This window comes from Okeania sp. SIO2F4 (genome assembly GCF_010672385.1).
In the GTDB taxonomy this organism is placed as follows: Bacteria; Cyanobacteriota; Cyanobacteriia; order Cyanobacteriales; family Microcoleaceae; genus Trichodesmium.
The window spans coordinates 1-25,037 of the sequence record NZ_JAAHGT010000040.1 but is presented as its reverse complement, the minus strand read 5'-3'; the positions used below and the strand labels follow the sequence as shown (position 1 = coordinate 25,037).

Here is a 25,037-nt window from a genome sequence, read left to right as displayed (position 1 = left end):
CCCTCTCAAAAGCAGGAGAGGGGAGAAGTTTTACCTACAACTTTAGTCTAGACGTGCTAGTAGTAGCGCGTCTAGCTTGAAAATGTGGGTAAAGAGCGAGTCAATGGAGACCTCTCCCCCAACCCCTCTCAAAAGCAGGAGAGGGGAGTATTTCTCCCCCTTGCCTTGTAGGGAAGGGGGTTGGGGGGTTAGGTTTTTTACCCTCAATTTTAATCTAGACGTGCTAGTAGGTTGGGTTGACCTAGGAAACCCAACAATAAGGCTTAGTTGAGTTGCTCCTGCGGATAAGCTGCGTTAACACTTCGTTCTACAAGGGCTGACCGAATAATTAATAATTAATAGTTAATAGTTAATAATTAAACACCTTGGTTTAAAGCCTCCCCTTGGATAGGGGATAAAATCAAAAATTTTCCGTATTGGTCAATCCTATCCGTTTTAAGAAGGGGTAATTATTAATTGTTAATTGTTAATTGCTGAAATTTTTAGGCGTGTCAGTCCAGCAGTAGACCGACATATCTAAAATGGTGCGTTAGACAAATTGTTCAATATTTTTGACAGTAAGTAATTCTAGAAGTCTAACGCACCCTACTGGAGTAACTTCCATTTAACCTCTAGTCTTTCTTTTGTCCCCTAGCATTAAACCTCCTAGTCCTATCAAACCTAGAATTAGGCTTGGTTCAGGAACGCGATCGCTAACATCAGGAGGAGGCGGTGGGTCTACAACATCAAATGTTGCTATAGTCTCATTGTAGTAAGTGCGAGATGAAGAGTTGTCAAGATGCCAATCCCAATCAAGTCTTCCCCAACCGTCACTCCAAAACCTAAAATCTCTACCATCATAATAAGAGCCGATTCCATATGGAACCAAAAATCTATCTGACAACCCGCCCGATAGGTGACTAAATACATAAGAATCCTCACCTAAACATCCACGATAGCTTGCGCAGCCTTCATAGCTCCAGAGAAATCTCCCCAAAACTCAGGAGTTTTTCCTTCCAACTCGGTCAAATCTCCTATGTTCCGAAAAACATCATTAAAACTGCCAAACTCAAAAGAAACATCATACTCCGTTCCATCTATTGTCAAATCCTCAATTCCCGTTACCTTCTGAGTATCACTTGGATCTTCGTATAATAAAGTAAATGCTTCTGCGCAACTAACACTGGAGAACAGTAAGACTGCACTTGTAGCAGCAGCAGCGAGGAGAGTTTTTGTTCGTCCTGTTATTTTCGTACACATTTTCCCTCTCCTGAGAAACTATTCTTGTGGTACACTTCCAATCTAGCAAACTAAACGGCCGTGGTAATACTGAGTTACAAATATTGTTGGATGTTAAAATTTCTTGACTCTCCTGTATGGGGTTTGGATGGTATAATAGAAGGAGGCAATGCACACTTTGGGAAAAGCGTAGGTTGGGTTGACCTAGGAAACCCAACAACAATAAGGTTTTGTTGGGTTTCACTTCGTTCTACATGGGTTGAGAGACCGAAACCCAACAACAATAAGGCTTTGTTGGGTTTCACTATCGTTCTACAAGGGCCTACATTTTTTAGGCGTGTCACGCCAGTAGTAGAACGACATATCTAAAATGGTCAGGACTTACGCAAAATCTTAAATTATACACAATATGTAGGGGTTAACGGCCGTTAACCCCTACATATTGTGGCTCTGCGTAAGTCCTGATGGTGCGTTACGACAGATTGTTGAATATTTTTGAGAGTCTAAATTTTAGCGGTAAATACGCACCCTACTGGAGTAACTTCCATTTAGCCTCTAGTCTTTCGTTAGTCCCCTAGCATTAAACCTCCTAGTCCTATCAAACCTAAAATTAGGCTTGGTTCAGGAACGCGATCGCTACTATTAGGAGGAGGCGGTGGGTCTACAAGATTAAATGTTGCTATAGTCTTATTTTGAGTAGTGTGAGATGTAGAACGACATATCTAAAATGGTGCGTTACGACAGATTATTCAATATTTTTGAGAGTCTAAATTTTAGCGGTAAATACGCACCCTACTAGACTAACACCACTTATCGCCACACTTTAATACAACCATCACCATCACCAGTAACTAAAATATCTTCTTCAGGAGAAATTGCCACCGCTAACACACCCAAATTATGACCAGTCAAAGTACCCATTTCTTCACCCGTACTCAACTGCCAAATTTTCATCAAATTATCTGCACCCCCACTCACCAAAGTATCATCTGAGGTAACTGCCAAACACCAAATACTCTGGGAATGCCCAGTCAAAGTAGCTACTTCTAGACCTGTACTCAACTGCCAGAGCTTAATAGTATTGTCATCACTCCCACTCACCAACATTTCACCGTCGGCGCAAAACGCAACCGTACTAACATAACCAGAATGCCCCCAAAGAGTTTTAACCTCTTGTCCTGTCGCTAAATGCCAGAGTTTAATAGTATTGTCACCACTCCCGCTCGCTAACATTTGCCCATCAGCACTAAATGCGACAGACCAAACCCTCTCAGAATGACCCCTGAGAGTATGAAGTTCGTTACCTGTACTCAACTGCCACAACTTAATTTCGTTATCATCCCCTCCACTCGCTAATATCTGACCATTGGGACTGAATGTCACAGACTCAATATCCTCCGAATGTCCGCGCAGAGTACGAATCTTTTTACCTGTACTTAACTGCCACAGTTTGATGGTGCGATCGTAACTGCCACTAGCTAATATCTCGCCATCGGGGTGAAACGCCACTGACTCCACATCGTCAGAATGACCTGTCAAAGTAGAAATTTCTTCTCCCGTACTCAAACGCCATAATTTAATAGTGTCATCATAACTACCACTAGCTAATATTTGCCCATCGGGACTGATAGCAAGACAACTTACTCCTTCTGAATGTGCTTGAAATTCATTAACTACAACAAAATTTTCTAATTTATGTTTTCGTTGCTTTACTGTTTTTTGAACAGGTGGAGATTCTGGTTTTACTTCCTCTTGTTGTTGCTGTTTAATTTTTGCCAAAACTCCCTGAACAATGCCTAAATTTTGTCGCGCATCTTCACAGTCTGGCTGTAATTTTAATGCTTCTTCATAATCAGCGATCGCCTCTTCGTATCGCCCTAATTGATTAAAAGTATTACCACGTTTATTATAGGCATCTACCCAATTTTCATTTATCCGCAAAGCTTCGGTAAAATCATTAATTGCTTCCTGATATTTTCCGATTTGTGCGTAAACAAAACCACGATTATAATACGCTTCTCCCCAATTTTTATTTAGTTTGATGGCTTGGTCAAAATCGCTTATTGCTAATAAATAATTTTCCTGTTTTAAATTATTTAATGCCCTTGTGTAGCAAATTTCCATTATATTTATTAGCCTTGTTTCGCCAATATTTGCTAAACATTTATTTAATTTATTTACATATTCCAAATCTTCTGCTTTTACTACAGATTCTATTGCTGCCAACAGCAAAATTAATTCTTCTGGAGGTGAGGATAAACCCCGTAATTTTAACCAAGATTTTAGGGCCTTTTCAATTTGTGTAATTGCCCAAACTTTATTCTGTAAACTTGCTAGACTTTGAGCTAAATCTAAAACTAATTCTGGCATCCAACCAGAACGCTGAATTTCTAAATCTTGATAAATTTTTTGATAATAGAAAATCACCGCTTCCATCATCTCATCAACTTCTGAAGATTCTGGTAAATTTTTAATTAAATCGGGTAATAATTCTGGCAAAATAGGAGGGAGATTATATTCAACTAAAAAATATTCATCTGCTACTAAGCCAGCAAATATACAATGATAAAGACTTAAAAATTTCCCTAATTCCTCAAAGTCTTTTTGATTGACAATATAGTTCATATCCAACTCACTAATGTCAATTCCTGCCTTTCTAAATTTTTGCTCTCTCTGTAATTTTTTCAGGTTAATTAAATTATTACCGCCATAAAGTTCATCAATTTTTTTCCCTTTTTCTCCAGTAGCAATTAACTTAGACCTAATTGCTAACCATCGACGCGCCCGGAGTTTCGCAGATTCATATAAAATATCTTGATATGGCAATTTAGAAATAACAGGGTCGTAACGATATTTCGACCATCCCAAACTCCAATAAGCAATTCTAAAATTGAGATAATTGCCATTAACTTCTGATTCTAAAACTAAAGTTGGCTGAGATTTTAATACACCAAATAAAGCTTTAATACTGGCTTCACTATGAAAAGATTTACTTACCCAAGCTCCTGCCAAAAAATCTATTTCTCTGCCTTGAGCTGCATAATTTCTGAAAAATTGTCGCAAACCGTCTGCTATAGTCAGTTCAATATTAGGGAAAAAATCAGGAGAAATATTAGCTGCTTCAATTCTATCAAATACAAGTTTTGGCGGAGCAAAGAAAACTCGCAAAGGCAGAATTTTTTCTTCTGGATGAGAGTTGAGAATATCAGTAGCAACTAACCAAATGGGAGAATTTTCTAATCTTTTTTGTTCTTCTATAATTTGCAAAGAAGTTTCTCGTTGATAGGCAACTAATTCTCGTTGGAGTTCATACTTTTGTTTGAGTAGTTCTATTTGAATTGCTTTTTCTTGTTCCAACAGCCATCTTGGAAAATCGATATTTGTTTCGAGTCTGGTAGTTTCAGCAATTTGAATAAATGCCTGTAATTCTTGGGAATTATCTTGATTCAGTTTCTCTAAATCAAAGTTATCTTGATTTTGGATATATTCTAGTTTTAATTGTTCTAGTTGAATATTTTGTTGTCGTTGGGCTAAAGCTGGATTTTTTGTAGTTACTATAGTTGTAGATTTAGCATCTTTTTTCAGAGTAACAAATTGGGCTGCTTCTGCCACTGCTTTACTAACTGTTTTCAGAAATTTTAATACCATGTTTTTAGAGGGTAGGGAATTTAAAAGTCAAAATTCAAAAGTTAAAAGTAATATTTGATCGGCTAAAAAACTTGATACTATAGTAATTCCCGGAAATTATTTCATGTATAAAGTTTGAAACTATTTGTGGCATATTTAAAGATAATTGGTATTAGTAAGCTTGACTTTATTATATCAAATATGCTGACTTTGGAGCATCAGATTCTCAAAGAGACAAAATACCAAACTTGGTAGGGTTTGGAGACCAAACCCCTAGGAAATTTAAAAGTCAAAAGTTAAAAGTTAAAAGTTAAAAGTAATATTTGATCGGCTCAAAACTTTGACACTATAGTTAGTAATTTTTTGATATTAGACATCCCCATAAATTTATTAAACTTATAGGGAGGTAAGCTAAGAATCATTTAGGTTTAATATTCCCTGTTATCGAATAATTAATAATTAATAATTATTAATTAAATAATTCAGGTTAAAAGTTTCTCCCCATAGGGTGATTTCAGTTATCAGTTAGCCTTCTCTGGAGGAACTACGTAAAAAAAGTTCTAGGGTATTTCCTTATATTCAATTCCGTTACTGTTTTACATGAGGTAATTATCCATTATCAATTATCCATTATTAATTAATGAACTGTTGCCTTTAACAAAAATTGGATATATGGTTTAAATGCTTAACAGCTTGCCATGGAACGTTCCGACATTTTTTTCTGAAATATATAGGACTTACGCACCTGCAACGTATTTTCGTCATTGCGACCGACAGGGAAACAATCTTAAACCATAATTTTTCGTACCTCATGGGTAAGTGCTGATATATATTTTTTTTGAGAGAACAGGCAAATTTACTAAAATTCACTTCAACTACTATAATTTTTGCTGTAAATATTTGCACCAATTAACAGCTAAATCAATATCTGTAAACGGAATTTGGATATTTTTAGAATCAGAAATAATAAACTCTAAAACTACTTTACCTTGACTAGGTAAATTTTCCGGATCTACTACCTTATTATTAACTAATAATTGTAGCGAAATCACATCTGACAAAGAAAAGGTTTCCAAATTAACAGGTCCCTGACGTGTAGGTTTTCCCCAAGTTATACTTTCACCATTCTGACCCAATACTGCATAAATATCATATTTGGCTTTCTCAAAAGATTCTGCCCAAACACGGTAAGATTCCAACTTTTGATACTCATTCCAACCTGCCCAAGCTAGCCAGATAAACACACCCAATAGGGGCAACCACAATAAACCTCTTTCCATATTAACCTTTAGATTTTCTAGTTATCTTTTCTAAATTTTATATCTGATTTATAAACAAAATATTAACACCAATTTCATAAACTTAAAACTTCACTTGTAAAAGTATCTATCAAGCTTAACATCTTGGATGTACTGTTATATTAAATCCGCTCGGGTTCGGTATAAAAAAATGTTCCATCTTCAACCATTGCTAAATCTTTCTAGCTTTCCCCATCTCCCCAAACTCTTTATCTAATTACACCAATAATAACGGATTTGATATTATATATAGTCTGACTTTAGAAAATTGGTATAATATTCTTTTTTGAAATTGGTATAACTTCCAGAGATATTTAGCGCTCAATACCCAAGCTAAATTTTATAGTGTTTTGCCAACGTCTCTGAAGGCAACTCCCCAAACATGGTTTTGTAATCTCTAGTAAAATGACTCGGACTGTAGAACCAAAATTCACTAGCAAGGAAAAGAATGGTACAATTTTCGGGTTCGCTTGCCTTCAGGTGTTGTCGCACTGCATTAAGTCGTCGTACTTTAAGATAACGCATGGGACTGATGCCAAATAAGTCCTGAAAACCATACAATAACGCAGAATTGCTAGACCCTAAATTTTGAGCTAGTTGTTTTAAGGTCAGAGGTTTTTCCAAGTTTGCTAGCATTTTTCTCTTTGCTTGGGCAATCAACTTTGCTCTTCGAGAAGGTTTGACGAAGCACTTAGAATTTAACTTAATGGGAATATTACTAATCAACAAAGGAAAGAAATCATCAGTAACGAGTTTCTCAATATGAGGGTTTTGAAACCAATTTGGTTTGTGTACTGCTAACCAAATCAATTGTTTCAGATAATCTTTAATTTCTTTCATCCCAGTTAGAAGCAAATTCACATGATTTTTACTCCGGAAATTAAGGAAGCAATCTCAGGGGTGCGCGGAGATTGCTTCCTGTCCTCGCAATGACGACTATTCTCTATATCAAAACTATTCTCCTGTTCAGCGAAATAATTCTGCAACTCAAATGATGAATAATTCTAAAAATTATATTCAAAAACTCCTAATTGTTCTCAGTATTTTTATTCTAACTGTTACTATTTTTAGTCCGAATGCATTTGCCGCACCCTCTTCTACTTGTCCCGAAAATATGGAATTCATTCCCGGAGGAGAGTTCAAAATGGGGTCGGAGCAACCAGAATTTATCGAAGAACTACCTGTTGAAGATGTTAGTGTCAGTTCATTTTGCATTGACTCCCACGAAATTACCAACGCCGAATTTACCAAGTTTGTTGAAGATACAGGTTACGTTACCATAGCCGAACGTCCTCTATCAAAAGAACAATTTCCGCCGTTGCATATTTGTGGGATGAATGATAGTTGTGGAGAGAGGGAATATAGAGGGTAGAAAGTATGAAATGTCCAGAATGCCATTCCAAACATATTCGGATCTAATGGTAAAAGACCAGGGAAACACGCGCCACAATTGACACAAATGTGGCCGTCAAGCAAGTATCTCATCCTCAAACTCAACCAGGATATAGTGACGACGGGTGTCAAATCTGCTTGAAAATGTACGTTAATGGTATGGGTTTTCGGGGAATAGAGAGAGTAACAGGAATTCACCATACTACTGTGATTCGATGGGTCAAGTTGGTGGGAGAACAGTTACCAGATGCCTATGAAGAAAGAAGAAACTCCTGAAGTTGGGGAACTTGACGAACTGCCAACTTTTGTCTGGTCAAAAAAAAGAAAATCTGGCTCCAGACAGCAGTTAATCACTTCAGAGAGGGTATCTGAGCTTGGGTGATAGGAGATCGCAGCGCCGATACTTTTGAACCCCTGTGGCAGATAGTGAGACTATGGCATTGCTTCTTCTATGTTACTGATGGGTTGAAGGTCTACCCCCTATATATTCCTATGGGGCGATCGGATTGTGAGCAAGACCTACATGACTTGAGTAGAGGGAGAAAATACAGGTCTGAGGCATTATTTAGCTCGATTAATACCGCAAAACAGGAGTGTTTTCCAAGTCAATAGAGATGCTCAAACATTCTATCAGACTACTAATTCACTATCTTAAGTTTTGGGATGTACCTGTTCCCTTTAGATTCATCCCTTGATTCAGCAACGCCCAATTTCCTGACTTACCTGATGAACAGCGATCGCCCGGTTCCCTTGTTTTTGAACCTCCCGCAGAAGGCATTCAACAAGTCGCTTATCTGAGTTGGTGGCATTGGGTTCCGGGTGCAAACTGGCGACATCCCTACGGTCCGGATAGCAATATTAAAGGCAAAAATAACCATCCCGTTGTTCATATTGCCTACGAAGACGCCTTAGCTTATGCAAAGTGGGCAGGAAAACAAATTCCCACGGAAGCTCAATGGGAATACGCTGCCAGAGGCGGTTTAAAAGAATCTACTTACACCTGGGGTCAAGAATATTCTGCCAAAAAAGCCAACACCTGGCAAGGATTTTTTCCCTTTCTCAATACCAAAGCGGATGGCTACTTGGGAACTGCTCCCGTTGGTTCGTTCTCAGCGAATGGTTATGGTTTGTATGACATGACAGGTAACGTTTGGGAATGGACTGCCGACTGGTATCGGGTTGAACGAAAAGATATGGCTCATAGCGTTAATCCAGAAGGTCCCAGACAAGCCGAAAGTTTTGACCCCAAAAAACCTGCCGAGGGTGCAGTACACGTCATTAAAGGTGGTTCTCACCTCTGTGCGCCCAACTATTGCAGTCGATACCGTCCGGCTGCACGGGAGTCCCAGTCACCGGATACTGGAACCACTCACATTGGTTTTCGCCTTGTCAAAAATTTGGGATAAGGCAATCCAGGTATTTCACAATGGCTTGGTAGTTTCCCGATCCATTCATTGATTGTAAGTCCAGCAATAGGGCGATCGCTTCCTAACTAGAAGCTGAAGCTACCGCCAAAAAACCTGAACCAATGGACACCTCGTCCAGAGTTCAAAAATCCAACAACTCTATTCAACCGGACATGATATAAAACCAGATTTTAGCCAACAGTTGCAAGCCCCTCACCCCCGAAAGTTGGCGGCGGCAGCAGGCCAGTTTTTATTGGCGCGGGCAATATTGCCTGGAATATCCCGTTCCCAGCGATCGCGAATTCTTAAACTGAAATTGAGATATAGCCTCCCTCCGACAATGCTCCAGGCTTCTGGAACGATAGGGGCTGTGTATCCATTAGCAACGGCAAAAGCACAGAAACCCCCATACTGCGGGGCATATTGCTCTGGGGAAGCTGAAAACAAGTCGCGATTTTTGGCACTGGAAAACCACCAGTTTACACCCATCCAGTTGTGAGTAAATTGTTTATTTCCTTGGACAGGTTGACCTACTTGAAAATACGCAACTGGGTCAGCACCTCGAATGGCAACTCCATTTTCTGCAAAAATCGGCTCTTTGACATTGGCGATTTGAGATTCATCAGCCTTGTTGGACGATACGGCAATAGCAGGCGGTACGGGATCGGTGGATAGTTCCGCTGATGACTGAGGGGAATCTTTCGCTTGTAGGGAAGCACACCCCATGACCAACCCGAAACTAACTGAAGACAGGACAAAATATCGACGTTTCATCTTAACTTTTTCTCAAAAGGATTTTGGGATTGCAGGATCGACATCTTTAACTTAAACCAGTCAACTGAGCAGACTGTGAGAAATTTCTGAAACTTTTTTCATAATACCCCTTTTACTACTTGCTGCTGTTCCTAACCTTAACAAATAAGAAGCTGTTTGTAAACTCATAAAAACCTCTCTCCAAACCTCTCTCCTCGTAGTAGAGAGGCTTATTAACCCCCATTCTCTCGTAGGGAAGGGGTTTACAGGGGTAGGTTTTTAACAAAGGAGCGATCGCTCCCTTTTATTCAGTATAAAACCATCAAAAAAATGTACTTGTTTATACAATAAATACTTATGAACTCCCCCCTCCTCCCCCTCTTCCCCTCCACCGGAGGGGTTAGGGGTGGGTCCCCCTCTCCCCACACTTCTTTTAGATCAAAGGTAAAAAACCTACCCCTGTGAAGGCAGGGGGGTTAGGTTTTTAGGATTCATCGGTTCCATCCAATACTTCTCAAACGCTTTCTAAGTCACCAATCCCCATATGCACTGTTATACCTTCTGTAAAACGACATAATATTATCCGTCCAATACAGCAGACTCTAAGCTAGAGTAGTAAAAAAGTCCTCAATATAGTGAATATCTCAAACAATGAAAAAATTTCTGTTTGTCTGCTTATTCTTAATTGGGCTTGGTTGGGCCTTATCTAATTTCTCTGGTTTGGCCAATAAAGGAGTCTACGACTCAATTGTCTTAGACTTCCGTGAAGATATCGGAGTTACTAAAATTGTCGATGAAATTAGGACAATCTCCGATGAGTACCAAGTCACACCTCGTCTAAATAGTGAATTTTCAATATCAGATAATGTATATATTGTCAAGGGCGATCGCCAACTCCTCAAAAATTTAAGAAGTTCTCTAGGCAAATATACTGAATATATAGAACCAAACTATGTCTATAGCGCGGATGCCATCATCTTTGAAAGTGGTGACGGCGTTCCCAACGACCCCATGTACGGGAAACAATGGAACCTCCGCAGTATCAATGTCGAATCTGCTTGGAATGAAACCAAAGGCGACGGGATAACTGTGGCAGTTATTGATACAGGTGTTTCCAAAGTTCCCGACCTGGAAAAAACAAATTTTGTACCAGGGTATGATTTTGTTAACGACCGGACATTAGCTACCGACGACAACGGTCACGGTACTCATGTTGCAGGTACTATTGCCCAAGCTACGAACAATAATTATGGTGTAGCCGGTATCGCCTATGAAGCTAGCATTATGCCTCTAAAAGTATTAGCTGCTAGTGGTGGAGGTACAGTTTCCGATATTGCTGAGTCGATAAAATTTGCAGCAGATAACGGTGCAGACATTATTAATATGAGTCTTGGTGGTGGCGGTGAAAGCCAAATAATGAAAGAAGCAATTAACTATGCTCATAATAAAGGGGTAGTTGTCATTGCTGCTGCTGGCAACGCCAACCAAAATTCAGCCAGTTATCCCGCTCGTTATCCCCATGTTGTGGGTGTCTCCGCTACTGACCCTGCTGGAGAAAAAGCTCCCTACTCCAACTTTGGTGCAGGAGTTGATATTTCTGCTCCTGGTGGTTCCACCAAAGGTCAAAATGAAGCTGGCGGTATTTTGCAAGAAACCATTAACCCAGAAAATGGCAAGAGTGTATTTGCTTCCTTCCAAGGAACAAGTATGGCATCTCCCCACGTTGCGGGTGTAGCAGCATTAATCAAAGCTAGTGGTATTGAAGACCCAGAAGAAATCACCAACATTCTCAAAAAATCTGCCAGAGCTGTTAAAGAAGACCCATTAAATCATTTTGGTGCAGGTCAGTTGGATGCAGCAGCAGCAGTAAAGTTGGCAATTAAAGGTCAAATTACCTTCCGCGACTTCTTCCGGTGGTTGCATGATAACGGTTATCTCAATCCTGGTTTTTGGCTTGATGGTGGTGCAGTAGCGTTGTTACCAAAGCTAGCAATGGTATTAGGGTCTTATCTATTAGCTTGGTTGCTACGGAATTATTTCCCTTTCAGTTGGAGTTTTCCTCTGCATACTGGATTAGTTGCAGGTAGCAGTGGGTTGTTTTTCCTGCGTGGTTTCTATGTATTTGATTTACCCCAATGGCCAATGCGTGTGATGGGTAGTTCTGTACCCGAACTGGGTGGAGCTATTCAAGGTAGTGGTATTTTGAATCCCATTTTTGCTAGTGTATTAATTCCAGCATTATTAATAGTGTTCTTATTGGGTCATCAGCAATGGAAGTGGGTAGCGATCGGTACTGCTATTGGTGTTGCTAGCTGTTTGGCTGTAAGTGCAGTTGTCGATCCCGCCGTTTGGGGATTAGGTGCTGGTATACCTGCTCAAATTTTCCTAGTTGTGAATGCTCTATTATGCTTAGGTTTAGCACGTTTGGCAATTAGAACAGAGGAAAAGTTAGCATGAGTAGTATTACAGTGAGTGGTACTGTGGAAAAACAAGGATTTGGTACTGGTACTTGGGCGTTAGTGACTGATGGTGTAACTTATGAATTAAAGGATGCTCCTACCGAGCTATGTAAGTCTGACCAGAAGGCGAGCGTGACAGGTGTGGTGCGAGATGATGTAATGACAATAGCAATGATTGGTCCAGTATTGGAAGTTGAATCTTTCGAGATATTGGAATAGTGAGTAGTTGATGTAGTGCGGGCATCTTGCCCGCTAGTAGTGGGTAATCCTGCATAGTAATGGTAGATAGGAACAAGCAACATTAAGGACGGGAGCAAGATGCTCCCACTGCCATGCCTCGTAACAAAAATAATTACAATGCACCACCACCAGTAATGTACCTGACTGAGATTAAATTCGCGATAAATTGTCACGTTAATGCCTTTTTTTGAGATTTACAATAAGCCCGCAATACGGGCTTTTTTTTATTACTTAATTTCTTTTGTAATCTCTACTCTTTTATCAAGAAAATAATCCTCGTAAGGTTCTGTCACATTAACCCAAATAGTTGTTGGCATAAACCGAAATAAACGTCGTAGCCCTGAGTCAAGAAAATATTTTTTGTCTCTTTTTGGTTTGCCATTTTTTGTGTAGATACTATCAATAGCTTTATTGAATATTTCGTTTTCTGCCTCAATAATTTCAGCTATACCTTGGAAATAAACACCAAATCCCTCTCCACTCAATGCTGTTGAATCATAAATAACTGCAAAAACCTGCCCATTATTAATAATATTTTGAGAGTGCTGATTTTCTGTCCATGATGACCAATAAAATGTGTAATTTTCATCAAAACCGTAATAGACAGGTGAGTTCCAAGGGTGTCCTTCTTTATCTACTGTTGCTAAGGTGAGATAGGTTATTTTATTGAGTACCTGTTTTGCTTTTTCGGTAAGTTGGTTGATAGGAGATGATATCTGCATATTGAAATTATCAAAGGAATTTTCTAAGAAGTATCAGAAGTATTATAGATTCACTTGCTAAAAATTTCTTCTCTTAACAACTTGATTAGTTGTAATCACAATCACTTTGGAATTACTAGGAATGTCTTCGGTGATAACTGCCCAGGGAGAAATTTTCACATCATCACCAATTTTTACAGGGCCAAAAATTCTGGCAAAACTACCTACCTCGACTCTACTGCCCAAAGTTGGATGCCTCTTACTATCATAGTTTCCAGCTATACTTTTTGCTCCTAAAACTACTCCTTGCAGGATGTAGCAGTCATCTCCAATCTCAGTTGTTTCACCAATTACAGTGCCGTAACCGTGGTCTACTATCAATCTACTACCAATTTTAGCTGCAGGGTGTATCTCAACACCTGTTTTTACTTTTGCCGTTTCAGATATTTTCCGTGCAATTATTTGTAGATTAATTACTGATTCAGTTGTTTGTAACATTTGTGAAAAGCAATACAATGCGTTAGCAACTCTGTAGGATAAAACTGCTTGAAAGGAGAGATAGCTTTCCAGAATGTAGTCTGGAGATTTTTTGGCAGACGGATCTTGATTGGCAAAACATAATAAATCTTCATAAATCTTGTTACTAACCTCACAGATAACCCCGTTGTTTTCTAGTTCAGTAACTAGGGAGATTTGTTTTTCTAAATTCTTAAAAAGGATATTTTTAATAGTTTGGTCGATCCGAGACTTAATATCTTTAAATTTAATAGATGCTGCTAATTTTTTATTTTTGGTAATAAGAGTCATTTTTCCGCACAATGTAAATTAGTGGTAGGAGATTTGGTTAGGCGATGGTTATTCTTGACATTCACAACCAATAAAATTCTAGAACAGAGAAATCAAAACATTGTCGAAAATAGACAGCGAAGATAAATATTGTCGATCTTCGACAAAAAATGTGGGGACGAATGGTCATTCGCCCCTACAACGTTTTTATCTGAATAGAGCGATCGCTCCCATAACCGATTTAGAAATAGCAATGTATTATTTTGTATTATTGCGATATACGCAATAGTAGGGAATGAAGACCAAAACCACCTAATAGAAATAGACCAAAAATTGAACCAGGTTCGGGAACACTACGAGATTCCGGGGAATTAAATTGAATATCATCGTATGTAATCCCGTCACCATCAAAAGCTGGTTCTATTGTACGAATTGTGGCAATAGGTACTGTACTCGTAATACCGTAAAAAATGCGATTGTCGTAAATATTGTTACCAGTAATCAGACCAGGACTATGAAAACCAATAATCTCGTTAGCAATAACCTGACCGAAATTATCAAGAAACTGGACTTCTGTTGTATCATTGCCTCCAGAGCCTGTGTTTCCTATCCATAGTCCTGCTGAGAAAGAAGGGTTGGCAAGGAGAAAATCGAAATTGTCCGAATTTGCATTGTTGTAGTTTCCTAGAATGAATGAGGAAGAGATAACGTTAGGCTTTGAATTTACATTGCCTGGAAAGCCGATGTCGATATCTTTGCCACTGAGTACATTTATAGGAAGACCTTCACGCTGAACAATTATCAGACCTTGACTCCCGAATTCGTCTCCCGATAAAACACCATTACCTGTTGGTAAATCATCAAAGTCAATAACAGTCAACTTTCCAGTAGAATTGACAAAATCATTGTGATCGAAAAACTCTAAAGTGGCTGCTTTTGTTTGTTGGGCAAAAACTAAACTAACTACAAGATTTACTGTAGTTACACAGGAAAACAGTTTTGCTTTCATATTTGAAATTGTTCCTCCATTTTATATTTAATTCAAGTTAAATTGGTATTTTGGGTTAGATGTAGGGAGAAAGGTTAGTTTGCCCTAGATTAAATGTAGAAACACCTCTGTAAAAATGCGGTTACTGTTGTTATTCATAACCAAGTCAAGTCTAGCATAAGCTAATCAAAGCATTGTCGAAAATCGACAGCAAAAGATAAATATTGTCGATTTCGACAAAAAATGTGGGGGCGAACGTTCGGTGTTGTAGGGGCGATTCGCGAATCGCCCCTACGATGTTTGTATCTCAATCTAGCGATCGCTCTAATAACGGATTTAGAAATGGCAATGTATTATTTTCTATTATTGCGATATACGCAATAGTAGAGAACGAATACCGAAACCACCTAATAGAAATAGACCAAAAATTGAACCTGGTTCGGGAACTGACTCTGGTGCTGGTGGTGGTTCTGGGTTTTTGATATCTGAGAGTCGGCTACCAGGATCGAAACTGGTACCAATATGTGCAATTTTGTTCGGACTATATGAAAACAAGTTCTCATATATATTGATGGTGCGGTTGCCACCGTTTTCATTTAAAACATGAGTCCCGATAGGTACGTTTGATGTAGATAACCCCTCTAGATGATTAGTGAAAAAGTCTGAACCAACAGTGTTAGGAGCAAGTATGGAGTTGCCTACGAAAGATCCGTTTGAGGTAATAAAATTAATACCAGTGAAATAATTATCGAAGCCAAAATTAGCAAGAACTTGGTTAGCAGTGTAGGCATAATCATTATGATCTGTACCAATAAAAATACCACCTCCAACATCCTTTAGTGCTAGTGCTTGATTAACAGTCATTGCTCCAGCAGAGTCAGTCATAGTATTACTGTGTTTGTTGCGGAAGGCAAAGGAACTATCAAGGATGAATTCTGGTTGCTTATTTATTGACCAAGTATTGAGAGCATCAAAGTCTGCTGCATTGAGAAGGGAAGTTTTGTAAATACTGGTATCAAACCAAATTTGGTCGTAATAGTCGATAGGTTTAGCACTGAGAAAAGATGCTAAGTCTCCTGAAACATGGGTTTGCACAAAATCAACGTCGAATACATTGCCATCTTCATAGTTATCAATGAAATCGGCGATGGTGCTACGAAAAGGGCCTAGATTAGCAGTACCAAACCCACGAATAGAGTTTAGGTAGAGAATATTGCTAGTTGCTGTAGCAGGTAGGGCAACAGATAGTTGTAGAATGGCAAAGGAAACTAAAGGTTTGAGCGTTTTTTTGATAATCATAGGATTTGTAATGGCTAAGTGTTCAATTGGTATTCTGAGCAAATGGCTGTTTGCCCAATTAGTTGACGTAGGTTGGGTTAAGCGACAGCGCAACCCAACAAAAAAATTGTATCTGTTGTTGTTGGGTTACCCTGCGGGAAGCAAGCTACCTACCTCAACCCAACCTACGGTTAGATTAAGTGTAAAAACACTTCTGTGAAAATGCGGTTACTGCTGTTATTTATAACCAAGGAAAGTCTAGCAGAAATCAATCAAAATATTGTCGATCTTTGTCACTGTGCAATGCCCGATAATTAGCTATAATTAAATTTGATTTTTGTAGTAAGACTTGAGCAAAAAGATAATGGGTTTCAGGACTAAAGTCTAACTACGAGCCTATTTTTAGTAGGGTTTTAACCCAAAAATAATAGGTTTCAGGATTAAAGTCTAACTAGGAGCCTGTTTGTAGTAAGACTTGAACAAAAAGATAATGGGTTTGAGGACTAAAGTTGTAGGGGCGTTTCGCGAAACGCCCCTACGGTGATTAATGTTTTCGACGAGCGATCGCTCCTAAGCCTAATGTACCGAGAAATGCAAAACTGATTACAGAAGTAGGTTCGGGTACAACTTCTGTTTGAAAAGAATATTGAGCCTTAGCTCCAGATGGATCGGTAACGGTGAGACTAGATGTATAAATTCCTTGTCCGCCATAACTCCAAGCTCCTTTACCTTCCGATCCTTCATAATCAATTTCACCATCCCCATTAAAATCCCAGGAAAAGAGTAAATCATTAGGATTTTCAAAGTCAAAAGCTGAGGCTGAAAAGTCAAATACTTCTCCGCTTTTGACTACAACTTTCGACTGAACTTCAGTCAGTTTAGGTGCTAGATTAATACCTGAGAAAATAAAAGTGTGGTCATCAAAATCCCAGTCTCCACCACCTAATAAGTCTTCAAAACCAACTCTGGCAACACCGGGACTCAAATAAGTAACCTTACTATGAGGAAGACCATCGGGATTGCGACTAGCATCTCCAGTATAATACCAATAACCGGAGGAAACTTGTAATCCAAACAGGAGTTCTGCTCCTGGGGAAACTGCACCTAAATTTACAAGTCTTCCCGTTTCTCGATTGGACGCAACGGGTATTCGATGGGGAGAAGTCAGCCACAGGTAGCTATCAAAAGCTGCCTCGGAAGGCAAAATAGACACAGCAACATCGCTGCCACTAGCATAAAGACGGGTTCCTAGTTGGGGATAACTGGGAGATGCTTGATAGAGGACAGCCGCTTGAGTCGAAGTGACAAAGGAGGCAAAAGATAATAGAGAAGCAATGGTACTAGCAATGGGTAGATTGAAGAAAAGTTTCATAGATTTCTCCTGAAAATAGTAATACCTCTGTAAATATGCGGTTGCGAATAACTTAATTATTGATTATAAGGCACGAACAGAAAAAAAATTGTCGAAAATCGACAACTTTAATTGACAAATCCCAAAATTAGTCATAGCAATATATTCAGCATAAATTGACTAAAAATCGACAAAAGTATTTTTAAATCTTGTTGATTTTCGACAATTAATTATGACGAAGGTGTGATATAAACTCCAGTTACTCAAACCTACGGTTATTTTCTATCCTGACTACTACAGCACTTTTGAGATACATAAACCACATCGTCACAATCAAAATCTTGTAGGGACGTTCCATGGAACATCCCTACTGAAATAACCCAAATGAAAGATGAAACTATACACCATTTGTAGGGGTTAACGGCCGTTAACCCCTACTATAGAAGCCCTAAGTGTATCTTTGGAAAGGTGTGGTTTTTTGATAAAGGAGTCAGGAGTCAGAGAAATAGAATAGAGGAAAAACACCCCTATTAATCTTCCCTTATGCACCATCTCGCCATCTTTCCCACTCTCCTACTCCTCCCTCTCCCCACACTTGCCACACTTCCCCCTCTCCCCACACTCCCAATCTATGGAGATCCGCTTAGGGGTTCTATATATGGTGGCTATGCGTAAGTCCTGATATGTATTCAAAAAAAACAACTAAAAAGTCGCCCTTCTAGGGCGAGGCTTTAAACCCAATTTTTCTGTAAATTAGACCTCTCCAGAAAAGAGGGAACACTTAACACTTAACTGGGAACACTTAACCCACCCCTAACCCCTCCCTGGAGGGGAGTAATTGATAATTTATGGACAAGAATTGATTTGATTTTTCATTTTTGGAGAAGTCTATTATGAGGCTCACTCAGAGATTACTTTTGACTTTTGCCTTTTGACTTGCGCGTAGCGCTATACCAAATGCCAAAATACCGTAATTTATATTTGGTTCGGGAATGTCTTTAACAGGCATTTCTTTCAAGTCTTGATTCAGATAATATTGATAATTTTCAAAACCCCAATCTGCGATCGCCATAACCCCATTTGATTTATCAAAAGAGTTCTCTTGTTCTGTTAAATTATCTTGAAATTCGTTACCAGTTGTGGTAAAATTCATTGTGCTCAAATAATCGCCAATCTCCAATGTTTCCATTGCCCACATAGCACCATAAATCCAATCAATATGTGATGAAACACGAGTTGAACCAGCAACATCGTAGTAGCTAGAATTATTCAAACCATCGTTTCGCCCCCAGCCAAAGGAGTTAACGCCAGCCACATGACCATTAATAAATAATCCGCCTCCACTATCTCCAGGAGCGATCGTATATTCTAAGTCTAGAGGGATGGTATCTGGTTTGGTAAAATCTGATGTTAGAGGATGGTCAAAATCTGAGAACAATAAGCTATCAGACAACCCCAAACTACTACCAAGCTCAACAATATTTTGACCTGCTCTTTTCGTACCTTTGGTATTGGGTAAATAACCTGTGAAACCGTTGCCTGTAGCACCGAAACCAACATAAGTTCCTATTTGTTCTGGTTCATCAAAACCTCTGAATAGAGGAGCTGATGGCAGGTGTAAAACTGGAGTTTCCAGACGCAATACAGCAATATCGTACCCAGCAGTAAAGTCTCGATCGCTAGAAAACCAACCGCGATGAGCAGTAGTATTTGTCACCGAGTAGGGAATACCATCTGCCCAGAAGCTAGCATTGAGTAGACTTTCATCGTTGGCATCAATACAGTGTGCTGCCGTCAGAATGTAACTTGGATCGATGAGAGTTGCAGAGCAGACACCTTCATCAGAGGAAAATTTTGTATCGAGATAACCAACACTGGGAAATAGGTTTGCTAAGGAGGTATATTGCTCGTCGGGGCGATCGTGACGGATGGTGCCAGCATGGGCAATGTTATGGAAGCAGATAGTTGTTATTAAAAGTGTAGTTGAAGAAATTAAGCGGTTCATCATCATTCAATTTGTTTGTTTTATGGGAGTAGGTAGGTTCAGTGAAACGGTATAATTAAAGCTCGTAGTAGGGCTTGAGCAATATCTATAACTTAGGGCTGAAGCCCTACTACAAACAACAACTTTTTTATCACAGGACTTACGCAAATTCTGAAATAATAGGCTATCTTTAGAGGGCAAATGCCATTTGCCCCTACTAAATATGGTGGCTCTGCGTAAGTCCTGATACAGCTCTTCCCTTATTATGAGGTACACCTATCGCGGGCAAGATGCCCGCACTACAATATTTTTACCATTTACCCTGTACCTTATTTGTCCGAAATATGCTGTAAATTCTGACTTCTGACTTCTAACTTCTGACTTCGTTAACACGCGCCTGATTTATTCAAGACAACCCAGAGAGTTTTCCAGATTAATTGTAGATCGTATGCAATAGACCATTTTTGCTGATATTTCAAATCCATACGCACTACTTCTTCAAAGTCTTTGACATGGGAGCGACCATTTACCTGCCATTCTCCAGTAATACCTGGTTTTACCTCCAGTCTGCGCCAGTGATGTGTTTGATACAGTTGGACCTCATCAACAGTAGGAGGGCGAGTTCCGACTAAACTCATTTCTCCTTTGAGAACGTTCCAAAATTGAGGTAGTTCGTCTAAACTGCTGCTACGGAGAAAACGACCAATGTTAGTTATTCTTGGGTCGGATTCGTTTTTAAACATATTTCCCTGAGCTTCGTTTTTAACTAAATGCTTTAATTTTTCTGCGCCAACAATCATTGAACGAAATTTTCTGATGCGGAAAGTTTTCCCCAAAAAACCACATCGCACTTGAGTATAAAATAACGGACCGGGATTATCGAGTTGGATGAAAATAGCAATGGGAATGGCGACTATTGCTGTAATAGCTAATCCTATTAAAGCACCGAGAATGTCTATTAAACGTTTGGTTTTGCTAGTGACAGATGGATGAGTTGTTTGTCTATATGGATTAGCTGAGTAGTGGTGTTGTAAAGTTAGAGAATTCATATTTTATATCATATCCGGTTGAATACTTACACTTTGGAGGAAGGAAGGCAGAGTGCATCCTCCCTACCCCCCAGGGCTAATTCTTTGTCGTCAGAGAATATTTACAACCCTATATTTTTTTGAGATCCTGTGCTTCCCACACAGACCACACCTCCCACCCCCCTCCTTTTTTCTCTGGTGACAATAAATTGACCCTGCCTTTGAAAGGGGGGGAGACAGAAGAGAAGAAAAGGCTAGAAGGGAGAAAGTTTTTTGATCACGCTATTATCCGGACATGATATTATATCAAATCCGCTGGCTTCAGAGTGATATAATTCCCTTTATCATACCGCCTGTAGGGGCTAACGGCCTTTGGCCCCTACAATTATCGACTCTTATACCTAAATACTGAATAATACCGATGCTACCGGACATGATAAGTAGTCGTGCAAAATTATTTGTATATAATTTCGTCTCTAAGCCTGACAGAGTAAGAACTTAATGCACAATTAATTTTTCTTAAGCACTTATTATGGCATATTCCAGATTAATGTAGTACAATTAGCGGGGTACATATTTTTTGTTTGCTCCCCATCTCCCCATCTCCCCATCTCCCCATCTCCCCATCTCCCTATTCCCTATTCCCTACTTTCTCAATTTTGGAGACAATAGCTAGTAACTCCTGTTGAGACTGAGTATTTCCCTGCTGTTGATACAAGTCTGCTGCTTGGCGGTAATCAGCGATCGCTTGTTCTAGGTTTCCTTGTTGATAATAAAGACGGGCTCGGTTAGAGTAAATTTGAGGTATGTCTGGTTTGAGTTTGATAACTTGAGCGTAGTCAGCTATAGCGTTTTGGTAATTTTTGACTTCATAATGTAGTGTCGCCCTATTGCCATAGATTTTGATTTGAGTATTTTCATTGGTAGCAAATTCTAATGCTTTGTTGTAATCTGCTATTGCTCCTTTGAAGTCTTTTAGTTGTTGGCGAGCGTAGGCGCGGTTGTAATAAGTGTCTGCCATTTGGGGATTAATTTTTATGGCTTGATTATAATCTTTGATAGCTTCTTCATAGTTTTTGGCTTGGAAATGAGCGTTGCCTCGATTATTGTATAAGGTGGCATCGTTGGGGTTTTGCTCGATGGCTTTGTTGTAATCAGTTAGTGCCCCTTGATAATCTTTCTGAGCTACTTTTTCGACTGCGCGAGTGTTAAGAGTTTCTACTTTGGTGATTTTTTGGCAAGCTATGTTTAAGCTACTGAGTGTAGTAGCTATTGCGAGAGTGAGAATAGTTTTGGAGATTCTGTTCATAATTTTTGTAATTGGTAATTGGATAGTTATATTGTTGATTCTTGCTAGGGGCGATTTCCTACGGAATGCTACGCAAACGCGAATCGCCCCTACATATATATCTGATTAACTACAACGTTTGTATTTGAATATAGCGATCGCTCTTGGAAAAAATGTTTCTGATTCTACAAAAAAATCCTGATTTTGTCATTGCGAGGCGGTGGAGTGACCTTTTCACCTTTTGGGAAAGGCTATATGCTAGCCGAAGCAATCTCTATCGAGCTTATACAACTTCGAGATTGCCACGGAGCGATCGCTCTTGGAAAAAATGTTTCTGATTCTACAAAAAAATCCTGATTTTGTCATTGCGAGGCGGTGGAGTGACCTTTTCACCTTTTGGGAAAGGCTATATGCTAGCCGAAGCAATCTCTATCGAGCTTATACAACTTCGAGATTGCCACGGGGGGATATAATCAGAAAACCGATAATTTAATTCTTACCCACCCCCCCCTCGCAATGACAAGGGGAAAAAAAGCGATCGCTCTAATAACTGATTTAGAAATACCAATGTATTATTTTGTATTATTGCGATATACGCAATAGTACAGAACGAACGCCCAAACCACCCAATAGAAATAGACCAAAAATTGAACCAGGTTCGGGAACTGATTCTGTTTCCTGCCCCCCAGTGCCACCGTCAGCTTCGGAGGCAGTTACTATTGTCACTGCATAACCAGGACGAGAACCAGCATCATTGATGGATAAGTAACCAGGGATATTTTTGTCGAAAGCAGCGTGAGCCGAACCACGCCAGTTGCTTAAACCTGCGGTCGTTAAGCCTTCGTTTACGGGAAAATCGGAGGTCTCTGTAGGAATCACAACGCTGTCGTCCCCCAAATAGGAAACGTAACCTTCTAATTCATCCTTCAAAAAAGAGCGATCGTTTAACCACCATCGCTGACGCTGAGATGGTAGTGCATTTACTCCTCCATGACCATCAGGCAAAACAACAATACCCATGCCTTCTCCACTACCTGCCCAGTTAACAGCATTTACTAAGAAACCGAGAGGACCATTAGGACGAGGACCAACGTTATAAGTGTAGTGATGATCTGCATCCTGACCACTTAAGAAAGTACGGTTGCCCCTAGCTGCGGATATCGCCTCTTTGTTATTTAAAATTCTAGTAGGATCGAAGTTAAACGCCTGAGTTGGGGTTTGAAATTTTGAACCAGTTCCGATCGCTAAAACATCATAATCAGAAAAGTTAGGTGTGGTGTCTTGGGGATTCCAGAAAGTGAGATTCCAATCCAAACTGCCGTCGCCTTCGGGGTCGTATGTTGGTGCTAGAGCAGCTATTTCTGAGATTGTGGAATTGTAAGCATTGGTATGACCATACCACAGAACATTGAGAGATGCAGCATTAGCAACGGAGGCCGAAAATAGACCTAAAGTAGTAGCAACAGCTAAGATGGCTTGATTGATTAAGCGACGTTTTTGATTACTCATAATTATCTCTATTGGTAGATTAGATGTAGGTTGGGTTAAGCGACGGCGCAACCCAACAAAAAAGTTGTATGTATTGTTGTATCTGTTGTTGGGTTTCGGTTCCTCAACCCAACCTACGGTGAATTCTTAACTGCGACGTTTGTATCTGAATAGAGCGATCGCTCTTGGAAAAAATGTGTCTGATTCTACAAAAAAATCCTGATTCTGTCATTGCGAGGCGATAGTTTTTTTACCTTTTGGGAAAGGCTATATGCTAGCCGAAGCAATCTCTATCAAGCGTATACAACTTCGAGATTGCCACGGGGGGGAGATAATCACAAAACCGATAATTTAATTCTTACCTACCCCCCCTCGCAATGACAAGGGGAAAAAAAGCGATCGCTCAAATAACCGATTTAGAAATACCGAGATTTTCTATTATTGCGACTTTCGCAATAGAAGAGAACGAACGCCTAAACCACCAAAGACTAACAGCGTTATTAACGTAGAAGGTTCTGGTACGGATTCGGGGGGTGTCTCAATTTCAACAATTCCTGGGGAAAAGTTGGGCGGTAGATTTATCAGGTAAGTTGTGGTATCAACCCATGTTCCAGTATCCCCAAACATTTGCACAAAATCTTCTCCTTCTGGTATATGGGGAAAGTTATTTGGTTCTGAAGGAAGCCAGTTTGTATAAGTAATAGGCTGTCCGCTTGCCCACTTAAACTGTCCTTCTACTTCTATGTCGTTTAATCCAATCCAAAAGGGCGATTTTGAACCAAAAATCGATATGAGCCAAGCCTGTTCTTCAGCATTATTGATTGTTACTAAGTTACCGCCAGCAGCAACAGCCTGAGCCTGAGCGCCTGTCCAAGTGTCTGGTGTAGTCTGAAAATATTGATGTCCGTTTGCTGGGTTAGTTATGGTAAAAGCTTTGGCAGCGCTTACTGTTCCTAGAGTCAAACCCATCGCTGCAATTCCAACTATTGATAATTGATGCACACTCAAGATAAATTCATTCCTCCAAGTTAAATGTTTAGATTGAAAATCTTCTGTGATTCACAACTAATGCAATTCTAGAACAAGAAAATCAAAGCATTGTCGAAAATCGACAGCGAAGATAAATATTGTCGAAAATCGACAAAAATGTAGGAGGCGAATGGCCATTCGCCCTTACATATATATCTAATTAACTGCGACGTTGACGTTTATAGCCAAGTAAGGCGATCGCTGTCATTCCTAGCATTGCCATTGTGTTAGGTTCGGGAACTGACTTTGAATCACCAGGTGGAATTGGATCTGGATCTGGATCTGGATCTGGATTTGGATTTGGATCTGGATTTGGATCTGGATTTGGATCTGGATTTGGATCTGGATTTGGATCTGGATCTGGATCTGGATTTGGATCTGGATCTGGATCTGGATTTGGATCTGGATCTGGATCTGGATCTGGATAATCAACTAACTGAGCATTAACAGGAGAATTAAAAATATTATCATCCGGATTCAAAAATGCACCAGTAATTCCAGCGCCAAATTCGGCAGCAAACTTAGCAATAAGTACATCTTCTGTAGAATCAGTAGTTTCAGTTGCCATCGCATTCATAGCAGCAAAACCACCTGCACCTGAAGTAGTCGTGTCATAGTCCACAACAGAATATTCAGTCACATCGCGAGAATTTTCAGCAAATAATCGGTTGGAGCGCTCTACACCAGTATTTCGCTCAAAAATCCGGAAGTCAGAATCAGGGA

The 25,037-nt window shown here is 39.6% G+C and carries 26 protein-coding genes and 1 pseudogene; 9 read left to right on the top strand and 18 right to left on the bottom strand.

The genetic code is table 11. From position 1 onward, the window contains the following. Positions 1–604: 604 nt before the first annotated feature. Together F6K22_RS04745 and F6K22_RS04740 are read right to left on the bottom strand one after the other, a co-directional pair. The gene (locus F6K22_RS04745; protein ID WP_293093928.1) at positions 605–868 is read right to left on the bottom strand and encodes a PEP-CTERM sorting domain-containing protein; all 264 of its coding nucleotides are present in this window, start codon (positions 866–868) and stop codon (positions 605–607) included. A 53-nt stretch (positions 869–921) separates the two neighbouring features. Continuing rightward, the gene (locus F6K22_RS04740; protein ID WP_293093925.1) at positions 922–1,239 is read right to left on the bottom strand and encodes a hypothetical protein; all 318 of its coding nucleotides are present in this window, start codon (positions 1,237–1,239) and stop codon (positions 922–924) included. A gap of 60 nt (positions 1,240–1,299) precedes the next feature. On the opposite strand from F6K22_RS04740, the gene F6K22_RS04735 reads away from it, so the two are divergent. Then, the gene (locus F6K22_RS04735; protein WP_293093923.1) at positions 1,300–1,587 is read left to right on the top strand and encodes a hypothetical protein; all 288 of its coding nucleotides are present in this window, start codon (positions 1,300–1,302) and stop codon (positions 1,585–1,587) included. Between the two features lie 441 nt (positions 1,588–2,028). Here F6K22_RS04735 and F6K22_RS04730 read toward each other — a convergent pair whose 3' ends face one another. The 3 genes from F6K22_RS04730 to F6K22_RS04720 form a co-directional block, all read right to left on the bottom strand. After that, positions 2,029–4,866, bottom strand: coding sequence for a WD40 domain-containing protein (locus F6K22_RS04730; protein WP_293093920.1), 2,838 nt, complete (start codon positions 4,864–4,866; stop codon positions 2,029–2,031). An 857-nt stretch (positions 4,867–5,723) separates the two neighbouring features. Continuing rightward, a complete protein-coding gene (locus tag F6K22_RS04725; RefSeq protein WP_293093917.1) occupies positions 5,724–6,125 on the bottom strand; it encodes a hypothetical protein in 402 nt (133 codons plus the stop codon). Positions 6,126–6,476: 351 nt separating this feature from the next. Further along, positions 6,477–6,983, bottom strand: coding sequence for a helix-turn-helix domain-containing protein (locus F6K22_RS04720; protein ID WP_293093915.1), 507 nt, complete (start codon positions 6,981–6,983; stop codon positions 6,477–6,479). A gap of 151 nt (positions 6,984–7,134) precedes the next feature. Between F6K22_RS04720 and F6K22_RS04715 the strand changes: the two genes are divergently transcribed. Together F6K22_RS04715 and F6K22_RS04710 are read left to right on the top strand one after the other, a co-directional pair. Next, the gene (locus tag F6K22_RS04715; RefSeq protein ID WP_293093912.1) at positions 7,135–7,515 is read left to right on the top strand and encodes an SUMF1/EgtB/PvdO family nonheme iron enzyme; all 381 of its coding nucleotides are present in this window, start codon (positions 7,135–7,137) and stop codon (positions 7,513–7,515) included. A 5-nt stretch (positions 7,516–7,520) separates the two neighbouring features. Beyond that, positions 7,521–8,230, top strand: a pseudogene (locus F6K22_RS04710) (IS1 family transposase). On the opposite strand, the gene F6K22_RS04705 reads toward F6K22_RS04710, so the two are convergent. Then, positions 8,182–8,313: a hypothetical protein gene (locus tag F6K22_RS04705; RefSeq protein WP_293093934.1), complete on the bottom strand. Its 132-nt coding sequence runs from the start codon at positions 8,311–8,313 to the stop codon at positions 8,182–8,184. The pseudogene F6K22_RS04710 and the gene F6K22_RS04705 sit on opposite strands and share 49 nt — an antisense overlap. Here F6K22_RS04705 and F6K22_RS04700 point away from each other — a divergent pair. Next, positions 8,312–8,941: a formylglycine-generating enzyme family protein gene (locus tag F6K22_RS04700; protein ID WP_363272853.1), complete on the top strand. Its 630-nt coding sequence runs from the start codon at positions 8,312–8,314 to the stop codon at positions 8,939–8,941. The genes F6K22_RS04705 and F6K22_RS04700 overlap by 2 nt on opposite strands. A 213-nt stretch (positions 8,942–9,154) precedes the next feature. On the opposite strand, the gene F6K22_RS04695 is transcribed toward F6K22_RS04700, so the two are convergent. After that, positions 9,155–9,667: a YHS domain-containing (seleno)protein gene (locus F6K22_RS04695; RefSeq protein ID WP_293093910.1), complete on the bottom strand. Its 513-nt coding sequence runs from the start codon at positions 9,665–9,667 to the stop codon at positions 9,155–9,157. Between the two features lie 678 nt (positions 9,668–10,345). On the opposite strand from F6K22_RS04695, the gene F6K22_RS04690 reads away from it, so the two are divergent. Next, the gene (locus F6K22_RS04690; RefSeq protein WP_293093908.1) at positions 10,346–12,151 is read left to right on the top strand and encodes a S8 family peptidase; all 1,806 of its coding nucleotides are present in this window, start codon (positions 10,346–10,348) and stop codon (positions 12,149–12,151) included. Further along, complete coding sequence (locus F6K22_RS04685) at positions 12,148–12,372, top strand: hypothetical protein (protein WP_293093906.1); 225 nt, start codon at positions 12,148–12,150, stop codon at positions 12,370–12,372. Before F6K22_RS04690 ends, F6K22_RS04685 begins: the two co-directional genes overlap by 4 nt. Positions 12,373–12,620: 248 nt before the next feature. On the opposite strand, the gene F6K22_RS04680 is transcribed toward F6K22_RS04685, so the two are convergent. Together F6K22_RS04680 and F6K22_RS04675 are read right to left on the bottom strand one after the other, a co-directional pair. Beyond that, the gene (locus F6K22_RS04680; protein WP_293093904.1) at positions 12,621–13,115 is read right to left on the bottom strand and encodes a pyridoxamine 5'-phosphate oxidase family protein; all 495 of its coding nucleotides are present in this window, start codon (positions 13,113–13,115) and stop codon (positions 12,621–12,623) included. A 57-nt stretch (positions 13,116–13,172) separates the two neighbouring features. Then, complete coding sequence (locus tag F6K22_RS04675) at positions 13,173–13,901, bottom strand: serine O-acetyltransferase (protein WP_293093902.1); 729 nt, start codon at positions 13,899–13,901, stop codon at positions 13,173–13,175. A gap of 100 nt (positions 13,902–14,001) precedes the next feature. On the opposite strand from F6K22_RS04675, the gene F6K22_RS04670 reads away from it, so the two are divergent. Further along, complete coding sequence (locus F6K22_RS04670) at positions 14,002–14,169, top strand: hypothetical protein (protein ID WP_293093899.1); 168 nt, start codon at positions 14,002–14,004, stop codon at positions 14,167–14,169. Here the strand turns inward: F6K22_RS04670 and F6K22_RS04665 are convergent. Then, on the bottom strand, positions 14,149–14,889 hold the full coding sequence (locus F6K22_RS04665; protein ID WP_293093896.1) for a PEP-CTERM sorting domain-containing protein: 741 nt from the start codon (positions 14,887–14,889) through the stop codon (positions 14,149–14,151). The genes F6K22_RS04670 and F6K22_RS04665 overlap by 21 nt on opposite strands. Before the next feature lie 222 nt (positions 14,890–15,111). Here F6K22_RS04665 and F6K22_RS04660 point away from each other — a divergent pair, with 222 nt between their 5' ends. Beyond that, on the top strand, positions 15,112–15,252 hold the full coding sequence (locus F6K22_RS04660; protein WP_293093893.1) for a hypothetical protein: 141 nt from the start codon (positions 15,112–15,114) through the stop codon (positions 15,250–15,252). On the opposite strand, the gene F6K22_RS04655 is transcribed toward F6K22_RS04660, so the two are convergent. Further along, positions 15,232–16,167, bottom strand: coding sequence for a PEP-CTERM sorting domain-containing protein (locus tag F6K22_RS04655; protein ID WP_293093890.1), 936 nt, complete (start codon positions 16,165–16,167; stop codon positions 15,232–15,234). The two genes, F6K22_RS04660 and F6K22_RS04655, sit on opposite strands and share 21 nt — an antisense overlap. A 10-nt stretch (positions 16,168–16,177) precedes the next feature. Here F6K22_RS04655 and F6K22_RS04650 point away from each other — a divergent pair, with 10 nt between their 5' ends. Further along, on the top strand, positions 16,178–16,366 hold the full coding sequence (locus F6K22_RS04650) for a hypothetical protein (protein ID WP_293093888.1): 189 nt from the start codon (positions 16,178–16,180) through the stop codon (positions 16,364–16,366). Between the two features lie 324 nt (positions 16,367–16,690). Here F6K22_RS04650 and F6K22_RS04645 read toward each other — a convergent pair whose 3' ends face one another. From F6K22_RS04645 to F6K22_RS04615, 7 genes are all read right to left on the bottom strand, one after another. Further along, positions 16,691–17,518, bottom strand: coding sequence for a PKD domain-containing protein (locus F6K22_RS04645; protein ID WP_293093885.1), 828 nt, complete (start codon positions 17,516–17,518; stop codon positions 16,691–16,693). A gap of 883 nt (positions 17,519–18,401) precedes the next feature. Next, positions 18,402–19,508 carry a trypsin-like serine protease gene (locus F6K22_RS04640; RefSeq protein WP_293093882.1) on the bottom strand — a complete coding sequence of 369 codons (1,107 nt, stop codon included), beginning with the start codon at positions 19,506–19,508 and terminating at the stop codon, positions 18,402–18,404. A gap of 359 nt (positions 19,509–19,867) precedes the next feature. Next, the gene (locus tag F6K22_RS04635) at positions 19,868–20,530 is read right to left on the bottom strand and encodes a sugar transferase (RefSeq protein WP_293093880.1); all 663 of its coding nucleotides are present in this window, start codon (positions 20,528–20,530) and stop codon (positions 19,868–19,870) included. 610 nt (positions 20,531–21,140) lie between these two features. After that, a complete protein-coding gene (locus F6K22_RS04630; RefSeq protein WP_293093877.1) occupies positions 21,141–21,818 on the bottom strand; it encodes a tetratricopeptide repeat protein in 678 nt (225 codons plus the stop codon). A 561-nt stretch (positions 21,819–22,379) separates the two neighbouring features. Next, positions 22,380–23,306: a PEP-CTERM sorting domain-containing protein gene (locus F6K22_RS04625; protein ID WP_293093874.1), complete on the bottom strand. Its 927-nt coding sequence runs from the start codon at positions 23,304–23,306 to the stop codon at positions 22,380–22,382. 417 nt (positions 23,307–23,723) lie between these two features. Next, positions 23,724–24,287, bottom strand: coding sequence for a lectin-like protein (locus F6K22_RS04620; RefSeq protein ID WP_375340135.1), 564 nt, complete (start codon positions 24,285–24,287; stop codon positions 23,724–23,726). 187 nt (positions 24,288–24,474) lie between these two features. After that, positions 24,475–25,037: PEP-CTERM sorting domain-containing protein (locus tag F6K22_RS04615; protein ID WP_293093868.1), on the bottom strand; the 563-nt coding region annotated here is incomplete at its 5' end.